General features: G+C 61.8%; 15 protein-coding genes and 1 pseudogene. 12 read left to right on the top strand and 4 right to left on the bottom strand.

Annotation, left to right across the window (positions count from 1 at the left end):
- Positions 1-15: 15 nt before the first annotated feature.
- From O1Q03_RS35455 to O1Q03_RS35445, 3 genes are read left to right on the top strand one after another with little or no spacing between them, the layout of a single operon-like run.
- Positions 16-1,392: an O-antigen polymerase gene (locus tag O1Q03_RS35455; RefSeq protein WP_269509737.1), complete on the top strand. Its 1,377-nt coding sequence runs from the start codon at positions 16-18 to the stop codon at positions 1,390-1,392.
- Positions 1,389-3,422: a hypothetical protein gene (locus O1Q03_RS35450; protein WP_269509734.1), complete on the top strand. Its 2,034-nt coding sequence runs from the start codon at positions 1,389-1,391 to the stop codon at positions 3,420-3,422. Before O1Q03_RS35455 ends, O1Q03_RS35450 begins: the two co-directional genes overlap by 4 nt.
- The gene (locus O1Q03_RS35445) at positions 3,415-3,888 is read left to right on the top strand and encodes a hypothetical protein (protein WP_269509731.1); all 474 of its coding nucleotides are present in this window, start codon (positions 3,415-3,417) and stop codon (positions 3,886-3,888) included. Before O1Q03_RS35450 ends, O1Q03_RS35445 begins: the two co-directional genes overlap by 8 nt.
- Before the next feature lie 33 nt (positions 3,889-3,921).
- Here O1Q03_RS35445 and O1Q03_RS35440 read toward each other — a convergent pair whose 3' ends face one another.
- The gene (locus O1Q03_RS35440; RefSeq protein WP_269509729.1) at positions 3,922-5,079 is read right to left on the bottom strand and encodes a glycosyltransferase family 4 protein; all 1,158 of its coding nucleotides are present in this window, start codon (positions 5,077-5,079) and stop codon (positions 3,922-3,924) included.
- A 262-nt stretch (positions 5,080-5,341) separates the two neighbouring features.
- Between O1Q03_RS35440 and O1Q03_RS35435 the strand changes: the two genes are divergently transcribed.
- Together O1Q03_RS35435 and O1Q03_RS35430 are read left to right on the top strand one after the other, a co-directional pair.
- Complete coding sequence (locus tag O1Q03_RS35435) at positions 5,342-5,902, top strand: putative colanic acid biosynthesis acetyltransferase (protein WP_269509727.1); 561 nt, start codon at positions 5,342-5,344, stop codon at positions 5,900-5,902.
- Positions 5,899-6,729 (top strand): glycosyltransferase family 2 protein, encoded by an 831-nt coding sequence (locus O1Q03_RS35430; protein ID WP_269509724.1) that lies wholly within the window; start codon positions 5,899-5,901, stop codon positions 6,727-6,729. Before O1Q03_RS35435 ends, O1Q03_RS35430 begins: the two co-directional genes overlap by 4 nt.
- A gap of 107 nt (positions 6,730-6,836) precedes the next feature.
- Here O1Q03_RS35430 and O1Q03_RS35425 read toward each other — a convergent pair whose 3' ends face one another.
- The 3 genes from O1Q03_RS35425 to galU form a co-directional block, all read right to left on the bottom strand.
- Entirely contained in the window at positions 6,837-8,072 is a 1,236-nt protein-coding gene (locus O1Q03_RS35425) for a glycosyltransferase WbuB (protein WP_269509721.1), read from the bottom strand.
- A 195-nt stretch (positions 8,073-8,267) separates the two neighbouring features.
- Positions 8,268-8,846: a phosphatase PAP2 family protein gene (locus O1Q03_RS35420; RefSeq protein WP_269509718.1), complete on the bottom strand. Its 579-nt coding sequence runs from the start codon at positions 8,844-8,846 to the stop codon at positions 8,268-8,270.
- A gap of 101 nt (positions 8,847-8,947) precedes the next feature.
- Positions 8,948-9,832 carry a UTP--glucose-1-phosphate uridylyltransferase GalU gene (galU, locus tag O1Q03_RS35415; RefSeq protein WP_269509715.1) on the bottom strand — a complete coding sequence of 295 codons (885 nt, stop codon included), beginning with the start codon at positions 9,830-9,832 and terminating at the stop codon, positions 8,948-8,950.
- A 324-nt stretch (positions 9,833-10,156) separates the two neighbouring features.
- Between galU and O1Q03_RS35410 the strand changes: the two genes are divergently transcribed.
- From O1Q03_RS35410 to O1Q03_RS35380, 7 genes and pseudogenes are all read left to right on the top strand, one after another.
- Positions 10,157-10,423: a flagellar transcriptional regulator FlhD gene (locus O1Q03_RS35410; RefSeq protein ID WP_269509713.1), complete on the top strand. Its 267-nt coding sequence runs from the start codon at positions 10,157-10,159 to the stop codon at positions 10,421-10,423.
- A 217-nt stretch (positions 10,424-10,640) separates the two neighbouring features.
- On the top strand, positions 10,641-10,874 hold the full coding sequence (locus O1Q03_RS35405; protein ID WP_269509710.1) for a flagellar transcriptional regulator FlhD: 234 nt from the start codon (positions 10,641-10,643) through the stop codon (positions 10,872-10,874).
- A 247-nt stretch (positions 10,875-11,121) separates the two neighbouring features.
- Positions 11,122-11,577: a cellulose biosynthesis protein BcsD gene (bcsD, locus tag O1Q03_RS35400; protein WP_269509708.1), complete on the top strand. Its 456-nt coding sequence runs from the start codon at positions 11,122-11,124 to the stop codon at positions 11,575-11,577.
- Between the two features lie 45 nt (positions 11,578-11,622).
- Complete coding sequence (bcsP, locus tag O1Q03_RS35395; RefSeq protein ID WP_269509706.1) at positions 11,623-12,048, top strand: cellulose biosynthesis protein BcsP; 426 nt, start codon at positions 11,623-11,625, stop codon at positions 12,046-12,048.
- A complete protein-coding gene (gene bcsQ / locus O1Q03_RS35390) occupies positions 12,045-12,824 on the top strand; it encodes a cellulose biosynthesis protein BcsQ (RefSeq protein WP_269509704.1) in 780 nt (259 codons plus the stop codon). The genes bcsP and bcsQ overlap by 4 nt, the downstream gene beginning before the upstream one ends.
- Positions 12,821-15,004 carry a UDP-forming cellulose synthase catalytic subunit gene (bcsA, locus tag O1Q03_RS35385; RefSeq protein ID WP_269509701.1) on the top strand — a complete coding sequence of 728 codons (2,184 nt, stop codon included), beginning with the start codon at positions 12,821-12,823 and terminating at the stop codon, positions 15,002-15,004. The genes bcsQ and bcsA overlap by 4 nt, the downstream gene beginning before the upstream one ends.
- 11 nt (positions 15,005-15,015) lie before the next feature.
- Positions 15,016-15,314: pseudogene (locus tag O1Q03_RS35380) on the top strand (cellulose biosynthesis cyclic di-GMP-binding regulatory protein BcsB); the annotation flags it as partial.

Below are 15,314 nucleotides of genomic sequence, written 5' to 3'. Positions count from 1 at the left end.
CGGCGAAGAGATGACATGGAAATCATAGGCTATATCGCGGTAATCAATCTATTGTGCTGGGGCATGTGCTTCACGTTCGTCATGGCGATGCGCATGCCTATTTATCATCCGATTTTCCTGTACTTGATCTATCACTTCCTGGGATATGTCATACGCCCGATCAACATTTATCTGATCGGCAAATCCCTACTGTGGAACACCATCGGGTTAACCCCGTCGGACGGAACGCTCTGGCTCACGTGCCTCAATATCAACTGTGCGCTGCTCGCGGCGGTCATCCTGCCGGCGCTTGCGGAACCGCGCAATCTTCGGCAGCTCAGGATTCCGCCGACCCGCCTCGTGATCACCGACAAGGTACGATTTTTCGTGGCTTTGCTCGTTCTCGTTGCGCTCGGCTTGTATTCGACGCATGTCGCGTACGGGACGGCCGGTATCGATTCGGTCCAATCGTTCGAAGTGCAGGTCGATTCGAATGGCGGGCAACGCCTGGTGGGCGTGTCCGGCTATCTGATGGCGTTTGCGGAATTCATTCCGGCGGCGCTGCTGATCCTGATCCTCGCTTATGGCGTGACGCCGCCGATGGTCGCGGGGATCGGCGCGTTCGTGCTGTTGCGCATACTGGTTGGCGCACAGCGCCTGTCGTTCGTCATCGTCGTGCTGAGCGCGTTGACCATCGGGTTGATGCGGCGTGGTCGCCGCAGCTTCGCGATGAAGACGATCATTATCGGCGCTTGTCTGATCCTCCTATTCGACGTCGTCGGGTCGGATCGCCTCGCGGCGCGGAAGATTCTGACCGGCGACACGAGCATTTCTGAGATCGTGGATCGATATCAGAAGTCGAGAGCGGTTGGCGCCGGAACGAGCGACTTCCAGGAGTTCGACGTGTCGTCGGCAATTTACGAGCTGGTACCGGAACGAACGGGGTTCAACTGGGGAACGCAGTATCTGCGGCTGCTCGTATGGCCGATTCCTCGCGCGATCTGGCCTGACAAGCCGACGACGACGCAAAGGATCAACCTTCTGCAATATGGGAATTTCTTTGCGCTAACCTGGTCGTTGCACGCCGACCTGTATTCGATATTCGGATTCCCGTCACTGGTCGGCGGAATGTTCCTGGTTGGCCTTTTCCTGTACCGGTTTCATCACCGCGTCACTTATACGGCGAGTCCGAAACTGTTTGCGTCGTACTGGATTTTCAATGGTTATATCTCGACGCTGTTCCGCGATGGTGGCGTGCCTATGGCGTATTTCTTCGGGTTCTCGTTCGTTGCCGTCTATATTCTGGTGACCGCGGGCAAGATTAGAATGGCGCGAATTCAAGCGCCGGCAACCAATGCGGGCGCGGTACGTCCGGGCATGGCCGCGACTCAGATACCGGAGTCAGCATCGTGAAGCAATCCAGACGTGCGTTCCTGAAGCTGATTGCATCAGCCGCGGGTGCGGAAGCGGTTCTAGGTGACGCCGGTGCATTCGAGCAGGGGGCAGAGCCATCGGTCCGTGAAGTGATCGATGCCGCAGCATATGGAGTATCAGCAGATGCATCCGCGGAACAGAACTCCAGGGGACTATTGAGGATTCGCGAGAAGATGCGGGGCGCAGACACCGCATTCGATCTCATCTTGCCGGACGGGAGGCTGAATATCCTGACCGGCAGGTGGTTGCAAGGTGTCGCGGACGTGCACGTACGAGGTGGAAGAGGCACGCAATTGTGCAACGTCGGGACGTCGCAATCGACGACCGAACGTGTACCGCTCATTATCAATCAGGATTACTTTCTTGATCGCGCCGGTTCGGTACCCGGATTCGGAGAGTTCGTCAACGGAGACCGTATCGGATCGGTGGCCGCCGGTACATCGCACGTTCGGCTGTCGAGCGCCGGTGCCGCGTCGAAATATCGGGCCGGCATGCCGGTATTGATCTACGGCTTCAACCAGGACTCGCAGGGCTATCCGCCGTCGATTCGATATTTTGAGCGGAACACGGTCGCGAAAGTCGGTGCCGACAGCGTCGAGCTCGCCGTGCCGCTGCGGAACACCTACGACGCGCGCTGGGCCGATATCGTGCAGAACGGCGACGAGACGGATCGTGCCGCCGGTGCGACGGGGGCTGCTCGCATCCTGAGCCTGGACAGGGCCGGTTTTCGCGTCGCCACGCGCGTCGTGCTCGACGATTTGGAATTCGTGTCGTCACGTGATCATCGTGACGCCGATGTCAGTTCCCTCGACGGCAGTCTGTACGCATTCTCCTCAGACCTGATCGTATGCAATCGCGTTCGGGTCAATGGTTATTTCTATCCGTCCGCCAGTGGAACCATCGTCGTCAATGACTCGTACATCCGCTTCGTCGAGAACGACAAACTCGTTGACAGGATCGAATACAACCGCTGCCGGATCGGTTTCTTTTCAAACGGCCCGGCGGTTAACCGGATTGTCGTGAACGATTCGACGATAGAAGAACCGATTCCGATCGTCAGTTGCCGAAACGTCGAGTTCAATGACGTCACGTTCGTTGGAGCGAGACGGGCAGCGAGCGCGTTCGTGACGCTGAGTTTCTCTACACCGATGGAGTCGGTCGTGTTCAATCGCCCCAGGCTCGTTTCCGCTCAGGGCACTCTCTTGCCGCTGACAACGGGAGGCGGCGTCGTCAGGATCAAGGTGACCGGAACGAGATCGGGCGTCTTGTATACGGATTTCTCCGGAATCAACGACCCGGTGCCTCGCGGATTGACGATCGGCTCCGTGCTTCGAAACGAAAGCGGTCAACCGCAATTCGATGTGACGGGAATATGGCTCGAGAGCGGCCGCACGGTAATCGGTGTCAAGGCGCGAGACGTCGCGGTGACGGCGCGCGTCAATCAGGTATTGATAGCCAACATCTGCAAGCGTTTGACGATCGTCGATCCGGTTGTCGTCGGCGCGCAATCCGATATGGCAGCGCGATTTTCGAGCCCGCGAAGTACCTCGGACGCGTCGTTCGATGTTGCCGTTCAATTGAATGTCGACGACGCGCGCATTCGCGACGCTCACCACGACGATGACGCCATCGATGCCGGATTCGACTTCGGCGGTAGCGCTCGTCAACGTCCGTTCGATCTTACGATCCATCGACGAGCACGCGCGTTGACCGTAGAGATCGGCGACGCGCACGCGACCTCGGCAGGCGAATCCAGCGCAACGCTCATGCTGACGGGACTGGATTACACCGGCCGCCCGGTGTGGCGAGGTGTCATCGACATGTCGGCGCCGGGGATACGGACGATCGGTGAGCACCAGGTGCTGGGGATGTCGCGCGACCAGCTCGCTACTTTGCCGAACGTCCGAATCGTGCGATTGAGAGTCGTATGCAATGCCGGTCGTTCGGCTCTGGCGACGCACGTGAGAATCAAAATTCTGCTGACCGATGAGGTGAATCGAGATGGATGAGCCAAGCGCGATGTTCAATGGACGAAAAACGATACTGCTTCTATGCGCCGTGTCGATAGCGGCAGCAATGGCGCCGACAACGTCGCTTGCAACCTGCGCATTGCCCGGGTGTCACGGGCAGCCGAGATCTAGTGGTGCCGCGGCGCAGGCGAACGTGATCTATGGAGATCCGGTCGGAAACACGTTGAAAGGCAACTCGGGAACTTATCGACAATCCGTATCGGATGCGAGCGAATTGCGGACTTTCGCGACGGCGGCCGCCGTCGCGACGAATCCGTACGCGGATGACGTGGAACGGATGGGGTACGCTCGCGGCAGCATGTATTCGGGAACGGGCGCCGGTTCGGTATCGAGCCTTCGCTCTGCGCGGCGTGCCGGGATGGGAAAGTCGGTCGCCGGCATGCTACCGGGTGTGCAGGGGTTATCGGTGGGGATTCCCGGCGCCGCATCGCGGCTCAGCCGATAGGATCAGCGCATCAATGCGTACAGCGGGCAGCCGTTATATGCCCGGCTGGAGGCAGCCGGCATAGACCTGCTGCAACTTGTCGACATACTGGGTCCAATTGTGCGTACCGGCTGCCGCGACGCGCGCGTGACGGGAGAATTCCACGCGCTTGTCGGGCGAACCGATCATCTCGCCGATGGCATCGGCCAGCCGTTCGGCTGATCCGGCGGGGACGATCGTGCCGCTGCGATCATCCTCGATGATCTCGGCGGCGCCGGATTCCCTTGTCGCCACGATTGGCAGGCCGGTCGCAAGCGCCTCGCATAGAACGACGGCGAGCCCCTCTTCAAGAGACGGCAGGACGAAAAGATCCGCCGCGTTGTAGTAGTCGTTGAGTTGCGCGTTGTCTACGCGAGGAATGTGTGTGAAAAGGTGGCGATACGGAGCGAGCAGCGGCTCGACCGTCGGATCGATCTGTCCGATCAACGTGACATGGGCGCGCTTGTCGCCGAGCCGCTTGACGGCTTCCAGCAGATAGAGCTGCCCCTTGCGCAGGCTGACCTGTCCAACGCAAAGGATACCGAAGCGGCTTGCATCGAGACCGCGCTGTTCCAGCGGGCGAAATCGCTTCACATTGGCCGCATAGGGAATCACCTTGATGATGTTAGCGGGAACTCCATACTGAATAAACGATTCCCGCACGATCGACGACGGTGCCAGGACATAGTCGTAAAGATTCACTTCATCGATCAGACGCCGCTGTTGCCGATTGATCCGCCGCACGCGTGGCAGTCCGCGCCTGTCCTCTTCTTCCGAAAGGAGCCGATCGCGATACAGTGGATGCGTGTTGACAACCTCCCCGATCACGATCGAACCTTCGCGCTTTGCCCTGGTGACGATGTGTCGTGAAGTGCCATGCGCCATGACATGCAGAACCGGTGTCGGGCGCCAGTTGAATTGCACACCGAACTGCCACAGGTCGTGGTATGCCGGGAAGAGCTGATCGCTCAGCCGGCCCTTCAACAGCTTCGCGTGAGCACGAACCGCATATTCCTTCGCCCAGATATTGACTGCCCGGCCATGAGCCAGCGAGAACGAGGAGGCACGCGCTCTGTGAGAATAGTAGAACGTGTCCAGGATTCCGAGCTCGTCGAGCCGATCGATGTAGTTGTGAAAGTGAAATCGACCGCACACCGCAACGCTAACCTTCATGATTCGGTTCTCGGGAAAATTGAAACGCGTCGAAACGTAATTCGATCGATTCGATGATAGCCTCGCAGCCCGCGAGGACCGGGAGCAATGTGCGTGAACGACTAGATTTTGGCGGAATGATGCGACTTGAACGGGCACGCGGGGCGGTAGACTTAGGTCTCGGCATGTTCGTACCGGTGGCTGTTGGCGGCAACAGAGCGCCAACGTGATTTGTTTCCGTGCCGATCGGCGCGGATTCGCCTTTCGCTCATTTCTCGATCGTATGATTATTGACGGTAACGATCCCTTCACCGAGCCGTCATTCAATTTCTCGAATCGGCTGCGCCGCGCTCTCTGGGGCGTGGCCTATGTCTTGCTGTTCAGGTTCAGTCCCAGGCCGCTGCATGGATGGCGGTCGCTGTTGCTCAGGTCGTTCGGTGCAAAATTGGGCCCGCATGTTCATGTGTATCCGCGCGTCAGGATCTGGGCGCCGTGGATGCTGGAAATCGGTTCGCATGTTGGCATAGCGGATGGCGTGACCCTCTACAACATGGCCAATATCAAGATCGGAAACTATGTCGTGATTTCGCAAGGCGCGCATCTGTGTGCTGGTTCGCACGATATCCATTCCCGCAATTTCCAGCTCGTGACGCGTCCCATTACAGTGGGTGATCACGCGTGGGTCTGTGCCGAGGCTTTTCTTGCGCCGGGGGCGGTGGTACCCGAGGGTGCCGTGGTGGGGGCGAGGGCCGTCGTGTCGCGGCCGCTCGAAGAGCAGTGGGCGGTGTATGCCGGTATGCCTGCCCGTCGAATCAACTCGCGCGTGCGCAGAGGGGCGGCATGAGCTACGGATTCTCGGTCCTGATCCTGACGAAGAACGAGGAAGCGGACCTGCCGGGATGTCTGGAGAGCATCGATGGCGTGGACGACATCTGGGTTCTCGATTCGATAAGCGAAGATAACACCGTGCAGATTGCGAACGCATTCGGTGCGCATGTCGTGGCGAGGGAATTCGACGGTTTTGCCGCGCAGCGCAACCATGCATTACGGAATTTCAGCTTCAGGCACGAATGGCTGTTGATCCTGGATGCCGATGAGCGACCCTCCCCAGAACTGCTGGATGAACTCCGCCGCTTTGTTTCCCGTGCGCCCGACAAAATCGGCGCGGCTAGGATGCGCCGTAGAGACTACTTCCTGGGGCGATGGTTGAAGCATGCGCAAATCTCGCCTTTCTTTATTCGATTCGTGCGTCCGTCGCGTGTGCATTACGAACGCGAAGTCAACGAGGTTCTGATCGTCGACGGCGATATTCACGAACTTGCCGGGCCGCTGGATCACTTTCCTTTCTCGAAAGGCATGGCCCACTGGATCGGCAAGCACAACGTATATTCGTCGATGGAAGCCGGCGAGTTGCTTCGCCGGCGGCAGGCCGATTTTTCGGTCATCAAGGCGCTATTCGATCGCGACTTCAATATTCGACGTTTTCATCAGAAGGCGATGTTCTACAGGATGCCGTGTCGGCCCTTGTTCAAATTTTTCTACATGATGGCTGTTCGTCGGTCGTTTCTCGACGGGCGCGCAGGATGGCATTACACGTTCCTGCAATGCGTCTACGAATATCTGATATCGGTGAAAGCCGTTGAACTTCAGCGGTCAGACGGCCGTCGTTGAGCAAGCTTCTGCATGGCGAACCGGAAGACGGATATTGCGAACGGCCGGCGACAGGGCCGCCTGCCATCGCGGCGACGCCAGTGAAGCCGCCGTTACCGTTCACACCGTCAGGTACCGGGCGACGTTCGACGCAATGCGGACAATCTCGCCTCGAATTCGCGCAATACCGCTTCGCGTGATAGTACGGCTTCTGCGAAATCCCGACCTGCGCGCCCGAGATTCATCCGTTTCCTTGCATCGGCAGCGAGCGCATCGATGGCGTTTGCCAGTGCTTCCGGGTCGCCTGGCGAGACCAGTACCCCGCGCGGGGACACGACGTCGTGCAGTTCGGTACCCGCATTGGCCATCGCGATGACTGCCCGGCCACTCGCGAACATGCCGGTCAGCTTCGAGGGCATGACGAGGTCCGCGGCGTCGGCGCGTTGGGGGAGTACGTGTATGTCCGCCAGATTCAGCAGTTCGTTCAGTCGGTTGGCGGGCTGGAGATTCATGAATCTGCAGTTCTGCAGCGTGCCGCAGCGTGCGATGAGGTCGTCACGCGCCGGGCCGTTGCCACAGAAGACAAACACGAGGTTGTCGCGTGATGCAAGACGTTGTGCTGCATCCGCGAGTACGTCAAGCCCCTGCTTCGTGCCCATGTTGCCGGAATAGAGCACGACCGTCGCGGCGAGAGAAATACCGAGCGAGGCGCGCAGCTCGCTTGGGCGCCCCAGAGGGTAGATCGAGCGCGTGTCTGCCCAGTTGGAGAAATGGACGAGCTTGGCGCGAGGAATGCCCTTATGCATCGCGCGTTCGACCATCTTGCCGGAGATCGTCGAGACGGTATCGAAGCGCTTCATGAGCATCCGCTCGAATGCGAGCGCCGCGCGTCGCAACAGCGAGCCGTCGAGCATACCGAGATTGAACGCCGCATCGACTTCGTAATCCTGAATGTGAAGCCACGAGTGTGCACCGCTCAGCTTGGCCGTGAGCCACCCGGCGGGCGCGTTCAGCAAGCTGGGCGCGACGCAGATGATGGCGTCCGGTCGCCAGAGAGCGTGGCGGAGCATGAGCGGAAAGCTCGTCAGCGCAAAGCTTGCGAGGTGCAGGATGCGCAGGACGCCGCGCGGGCGGCGCGGAACCCACAGCGGCGCTCGCCACAGCCTGACGCCGTTGCGGTGCTCGGTCGCATATCGCGCCGAGTGATATCCGTTTGCTACGCGCCATTCCGGGTAATACGGCGGCGCACAGACAACGCGTACCGCGTGACCTTTGGCGGCGAGCGTTTCGGCCATTTCCCCCGTGTACTTGCCGATGCCGGTCAGTTCGGGAGCATAGTTGATTCCGTAGACGAGGATTTTCATCGAATTGACACGTGATTTCGGGGGAAATGGTGCGGTGCGAAATAGCAGCATTGTGCGGAGCGCTCGTCGAATCGGTCCGACAGAATGTTGGCGCGGGCCGCCACCCCGGTGCGTCGGGCATAACGTGTAAGAAGCGGCGGGTCGATACGACGACGGCCTCGCGATCCCGACATGGGGTACAGGTGTGCCGCCGCCTCATCGAAATGCCGCGCACAGGAACGGGGAGTAAGTCTCGATCGCGGCCTGGATCGGCGAGCGGTATCCGTAAGCGATGGCCGAGACGGCAAGCATCGACGCGGCCGCGGGTAATCGGCGCCAGGGAAGCAGCAAGGGTGCGGTATTCCAGCGCAGCAGGGTCAGCATGACAAGCATGCCGACGATCCAGCCGACCACCACCTCGGATACGGTGTGCGCATGATCGAACACGCGGGCTGTCGCGACGGCCGCCGCGAGCGCCGAGCCGGGCAGCAACGCGATATGGGCGCGTACATGCCAGCCATCGTGCAGCGCGAGCAGGAACGCCATCGGCCATACCGATGCAGCGAGCATTGTGTGCCCGCTGATCATGCGAAAGTCGATCGTACGAATCTCGATGCCGCAGCCCGCATACAGGATCTTCGTCAGGCCGACCGCCAGCATGCCGCCGCCGAGCAGCATCAACCAAGATGCGGTGATCCGCCAGCCATGCAGCGACGTCGCGAGCCATGCGCTGCAAACCGCTGCGAGCGGGCCGGTCAGTGCTGCGTCGCCAAGGTGGCTAATCGATGTCCACATGCCGGGCGCCGCCTGTTCGTGTGGGCAGGACGGGCGCCGTCATGCGCTGCAACGATCGCATCGGTAGCGTAATCGAGGCCGATCGTCGTCTCGCGTTCATGTCATGCGACCATCGCCTCGGAGAGGCGCGCGAGCAGATACCGCTCGAAGTCGCCCGCCACCTCCGGATGCCGCAGCGCGAACTCGACCGTGGCCTTCAAGTACCCGAGCTTGCTGCCGCAATCGAAGCGCGTGCCGTCGTAGCGGTATGCGAGCACCTGTTCGTCGGTGAGCAGCGACTGGATCGCATCGGTCAATTGCAATTCGCCGCCCGCGCCGGGCTTGATCGCGCGAAGATGTTCGAAGATCTTCGGCTTCAGCACGTAGCGGCCGACGACGCCGAAGTTCGACGGCGCATTCGCCGGTTCGGGCTTCTCGACGATCCCGGACACCTTGAACAGATCGTCTTCCCAGCGCTTGCCGTCGATCACGCCATAGGACTTCGAATCTTCAGGGGCGATCTCCTCGACCCCGACGACCGACGCATGATAGTGATCGAAGACGTTGATCATCTGGCGCAGCACCGGCGTCGGACCGTCGAGCAGGTCGTCGGCGAGGATCACCGCGAACGGATTGTCGCCGACGAGTTTCTCCGCGCACAGGACGGCATGACCGAGCCCGAGCGCTTCGGCCTGGCGAACGTAAAAGCAGTCGACATGGCTGGGCTTGATGCTGCGTACGAGCGACAGCAGCTTGTCCTTGCCGCGTGCCTCGAGCTCGGCTTCGATCTCGTACGACTTGTCGAAGTGATCCTCGATCGCCCGCTTGCTGCGTCCGGTCACGAAGATCATCTCCGTGATGCCCGCTTCGATCGCTTCCTCCACCGCATACTGGATCAACGGCTTGTCCACCACCGGCAACATTTCCTTGGGGCTCGCCTTGGTGGCCGGCAGGAACCGCGTGCCCAGGCCGGCGACCGGAAAGACAGCTTTCGTCACTTTCAACATAGTGGTAATTCCATGGGTTTGGAATGAAAAGCGGACAACGTCGATGTCCGATGTCGGTGTCCGGGCGCGACACATATCTGGCGTCGCACGGAACGCAATTGCAGCGGCTCGCACGTGCGATTCCGGAAATCCTAGGGGTGTTCGGGATTGATGCGGCGACTGAATCCTGGGCGGATCCGACAGGCCATTGCAAGATCACGACAATTATTTTGAAACGGTATGCATGTCGCTGACTCGGCGTTATATAGCAGATTGCGACTGTCGTCCGCCGGCAGGCGATCACGTGTCTGGTATGCAGTCTGATGCGGAAGATACGGAATCCGGATGAAATTTCCGGATTGGTGTGGATGTCCGCGCATCGGATTCAACGCTGCGTGTTATCGGGAGAGCATGATGATGGAACAGGATGATATCGACCAAGTGTTTGGAACACTCAATCCTACCTATCTCGAGCTGATGCAGGAGATGTTGAAGATCGATTGCGAGGTAGCGGCGCGCGAGTTGGGTATCTCAAACGAGATCGCGTCCCGGATCATCGCGCTGACGCCAAGTGAGATCGAAGCACTGATCAATGGCCGGTCGCAACCTTAGGCGGCAAGCGGCGTTGTTTCGGCGGTACCTCCGGACACGTAAGCCCGACTACTGCCTATTCGCGAACGGAAATCAAGAATCTGGCGGATTGCGGCTAGCCTTTGTCCGCAAACCGATGTGCCCAACCCGTAAAGTATCTGGCCGAAAACGCCGAGCGCTGCCAAGACGCGCGCAGCGGCCGGCTGAATCCAATCGCCGCCCGGAATCAGGAACGATCATGGCCGAACAGGACGATATCTTCGACGCGATTACGGAATTCAACCGATCCTATCTGACACTCGCTCAGCGATTGCTGCAGGCGGATCGCGAAGCGGCGAAGCAACAACTGGGCATGTCGGAAGAGACCGCATCGATCGTGGCCGCCTTGACGCCGGCGCAGATCGACGTGCTCGCCGAACGCCGCGAACTGTTCTGCGAATTTCGCCCGGAATCCTCCGCCGGTCTGGCCTGATACGTCGACGCATCGATTGCATCGCGCATCGCGTGCGCGTACCGGCGCCAACACGACCTGATATCCGCTCGCCGGTTCGCGGTGTCGGTTATGTCTGCCAGTTTGGCGGTTTTCGGCTAGATGTCGGGCCCCGCTCGGGTGCCCTGATTCGCTACGATGCGCCAAAACGCTGTTGCAGCGATGCCCGCACGCGAAACACCCGATGCGGTCGCGCAGATCGATATTTTTCACCGGGGATTCGTCGTCCATGCAGGGAATTCTTGAGCATTTTCTCGAGCGTCAGGTGTCGCTTCAATGGCGCGGATTCCTGGAGGCACTGGCGGGAGAGTTCACCGATCAGCTCGATCGCAACGAGTTGAGGCACTTGATGGCGCGCGTCGGCATGCGCTTCGCGGCGGCCCATCCACTCGGCCCATGCGAATCGACGGACGATCTGACGGCCGCATTGAATGCGCGCTGGCGCGACGCGCAGTGGGGCTACGCCGAACTGTCCGACGAACGCGATTTCCTGCGCATCGTCCATTACGCCGCGCCGTTGCGCGCGCTCGGCAACGGTCATCTCGCATGGTCCTCTGCCTTCCTCGAAGGCGCGTATCAGGGCTGGTTCGACAGCGTCGGCGCGACGGGCTTGCGCGTGACGCAGGACGTCGCGTCGCTGGACGACGCGCGGATCGAACTGCGCATTGCGCGGGCACAGAACTGAGCGGTCCGGTCGACCGGAAGATCCGCGATAACAATTGGGCACGCTATGTCGACCTCACGGGATATCGAATCGTTGTTCAAGCGCTTTGGCGGTGATGCCGGACGCTATCAGGAAGTCCGTGCCGAAGCGGATGCCGACGCGGCGCGCGCGCGTTGGCCGCTGCTCGACGGTGTCGAGTTGCGCGAGCACGCGCCGCAGCCGCAGCCGCATTCGGCGCCGCCGGATAACGGGCACGGCCTGCGCAATATCGTGACGACCGACACGCGTGCGGCAGTCCCACCGGATGCCGATGCCGACAGGCGCGATCAAACTTCCGCTCCGCTGAAGAAGCTGGTCGGCCGGCAGGTGGCACCGCACGGGACGGGCGCGCAAGGTCCGGCGCAGCCGCTGGTTCGGGTGTTCGAGCGGTTGCGAACCGCGCCGACGGGCGACCGGCAGGATCTGCCGCCCACGTGGAAGGGCCGTTCATGAAGATCGTCGCGATTGCGTCGGCAAAGGGCGGCGTCGGCAAGACGACGCTCGCGACGAACCTCGCCGCCGTGATGGCCGCGTCGCGAAAGCATCGCGTGAGCGTGGTCGATCTCGATCCGCAGAATGCGCTGAAGCTGCATTTCGGCGTGCCGTTCGACATGACCGACGGGCTGGCCCATGCCGCACTCAACGGACTGAGCTGGCCGGCCGCGGTCGCCGACGAGATTACGGTATTACCGTTCGGCGTGGTGAGCGAAACGGATCAGCGCCGCTTCGAGCGGCTGCTGGACCACGACCCGTCATGGCTCGCGCGCGGTCTCGCGGCACTTGGGCTCGGCGGCGACGATCTCGTGATCGTCGATACGCCGCCGGGCACCTCGGTATACATGCGCGCGGCGCTGACGGCCGCGCATTTCGTGCTGCATGTCGTGCTCGCCGATGCGGCATCGTACGCGTCGATTCCGCAGATGCGGCGGATGATCGACGCGTATGCGGCGGCCCGCGCCGATTTCGCGGGCGACGGCTATGTGGTCAATCAGGTCGATCAGTCCCGCGAGCTGGGCCGCGACGTGTTGCGCGTGCTGTGCGATAGTCTCGGCGCGATACGGTTCGGCGGCGTGATTCACGCGGATCAAGGTGTCGCGGAATCGCTCGCGTGCCGGACGACCGTGAATCGCTACGACCCGCGTTCGCAGGCCGCTGCCGACCTGAACGCGTGCGGTGCATGGCTCGAGCGCGCGCTCGATCGGCGCGATATCGCGCGGAGCGTCGTTTGAGCGCCCGCGGTGAGGCGGCGCGTCCCGCAGCGTTCGACCGGTTCGTCGATGCGTTGCCCGGCAGCGGCTGGATCGTCGTGCTGCCGGCGGCGGCCTGTACGCTGCTGGCGCTGTACTTCGTGTGTACCGTCCCGCTCGACAACGTCGGGCAACTCGTGTTCGCCGCGAACTGCATCGCCTGTTCGCTCCTGATCCGGCGCCTGGACGGACGCTACGCGACGCTCGTGATGATCGTGCTGTCGGTGGCGGCCACCGGCCGGTACATGTATTGGCGACTGTCCGAGACGCTGGAATGGTCGCATCCGCTCGACGCGGCGTGGGGCACGCTGCTCGTGGCGGCCGAAGCCTATGCGGCGGCGGTGCTGCTGCTCGGCTACTTCCAGACCGCGTGGCCGCTCGGGCGCAAGCCGCTGCCGTTGCCCGCGTCGCGCGCACACTGGCCGAGCGTCGACGTGTTGATCCCGACGTACAACGAGCCGTTGAGCGTCGTCAAGCCGACGATCTATGCGGCGCTCGCGCTGGATTACCCGGCCGACAAGCTGTCGATCCACGTGCTCGACGACGGGCGTCGCGAGGAATTCCGCGCATTCTGCGAGTCGGTCGGCGTGCATTGGACGACGCGCGATCACAATCGCCATGCAAAGGCCGGCAATCTCAATGAAGCGCTGAAGATCACCGACGGCGAATACGTCGCGATCTTCGATTGCGATCACGTGCCGACGCGTTCGTTCCTGCAGATCGGTCTCGGCTGGTTCATTCGGGATCCGAAGCTGTCGATGCTGCAGACGCCGCATCACTTCTTTTCGCCGGATCCGTTCGAGCGCAACCTCCGCATTTTCAGGGAAGTGCCGAACGAAGGCGAATTGTTCTACGGGCTGGTGCAGGACGGCAACGATCTCTGGAACGCGACGTTTTTCTGCGGATCGTGCGCGCTGCTGCGCCGCTCGATGGTGGAAGAAATCGGCGGCATCGCGACGGAGACCGTGACCGAGGACGCACACACCGCGCTCAAGCTGCATCGCCGCGGCTATACGACCGCGTATCTCGCGATACCGCAGGCAGCGGGGCTCGCGACCGAGAGCCTGACCGGCCACATCGGCCAGCGGATCCGCTGGGCGCGCGGCATGACGCAGATATTCCGCATCGACAACCCGTTGTTCGGGCGCGGACTGACGCTGGGCCAGCGCCTGTGCTACCTGAACGCGATGATGCATTTCTTCTACGGGATTCCGCGGCTCGTGTTCCTGACCGCACCGCTGTCGTTCCTGTTCTTCGACGCCCACGTGATCCATGCTTCCGCGACGATGCTCGCGCTCTATGCGCTGCCGCACGTCGTCCATGCCAACGTGACGAACTCGCGGATGCAGAGCCGGTTCCGGCATTCGTTCTGGGCGGAGGTCTACGAGGCCGTGCTGGCGTCGTACATCGCGCTGCCGACGCTGCTTGCGATGATCAATCCGCGGCTGGGCAAGTTCAACGTGACGGCGAAGGGCGGGCGCATCGACCGCGGCTACTTCGATTGGGCCGTGTCGAAACCGTATCTGAGCCTGGTGATCCTGAACGTGATCGGCCTCGCGATGGGCGCATTGAACCTGATTCTCAACCGCCATGTCGGCAGCGAAGTCCAGACGACGGCGTTCAACCTCGCGTGGACGACCTACAACATCCTGATTCTGGGGCTCGCCGTCGCGGCGGCCAACGAACGCCGGCAGACGCGCGTGTCGCATCGCGTCGCGGCGCGGATTCCGGTCATGCTGCGCTTTGCGAACGGCCGGACACTGGCATGCGAGACGCGCGACTACTCGGAGGGCGGCATCGGCGTGGCGGTTCCCGACGACGCACGCATTCCGGCGGGCGAGGCGGTGACGGTGTCGCTGTTTCGCGGCATCGACGAGAGCGCGTTTCCGGCAACGATCGAATATGTCGAGCCCGGGCGGGTCGGCATCCGGTTCGAGAGCCTGTCGCAGCGGCAGGAGTTCGATCTCGTCAGTTCGACCTTTGCGCGCGCGGACGCATGGATCGACTGGACGGACGGCCGCCGGCCGGATTCGCCGCCGCGCGCGTTCCTGCATCTCGTGAAGGTCGGCGTGTACGGTCTGCTTCGCGTGATCGCGCGCCTGTACGCGGATATGCGCGTGCGCGGCCGCGGCGATCGAAACAAGGACAAAAAGGTCACGTGAAGGCGAACAGCATGACGACGGCGTCGCGACGGCACGGCAGCACGCGCCACAAGATGTGCATTTCGCAGCGCGCGCTCATCGCGATGCGTGCGCGTGCCGACTGGCGCGCGCCCGTGGCGCGCAGCGCGCTGTGGCTGCTGCTATGGGCAATGTCGAGCGGCGTCGGATCGGGCCAATGGGCCGCGGCCGCCGAACAGCAGGCGCGCGGCGCGGTGCGGGCGGCGGATGGCGCGACGTCGTCGGGCGACGTGGCGCCGCCGTCGCCGGCCACGCCGGTCGGGCCCGCCATCGCGCGTCCGCCGCTGCTGGC

Source organism: Burkholderia sp. IMCC1007, assembly GCF_027257875.1.
GTDB lineage: Bacteria > Pseudomonadota > Gammaproteobacteria > Burkholderiales > Burkholderiaceae > Burkholderia.
The sequence above is the reverse complement of the archived record's forward strand: the minus strand, read 5'-3'. Positions and strand labels throughout refer to the sequence as shown.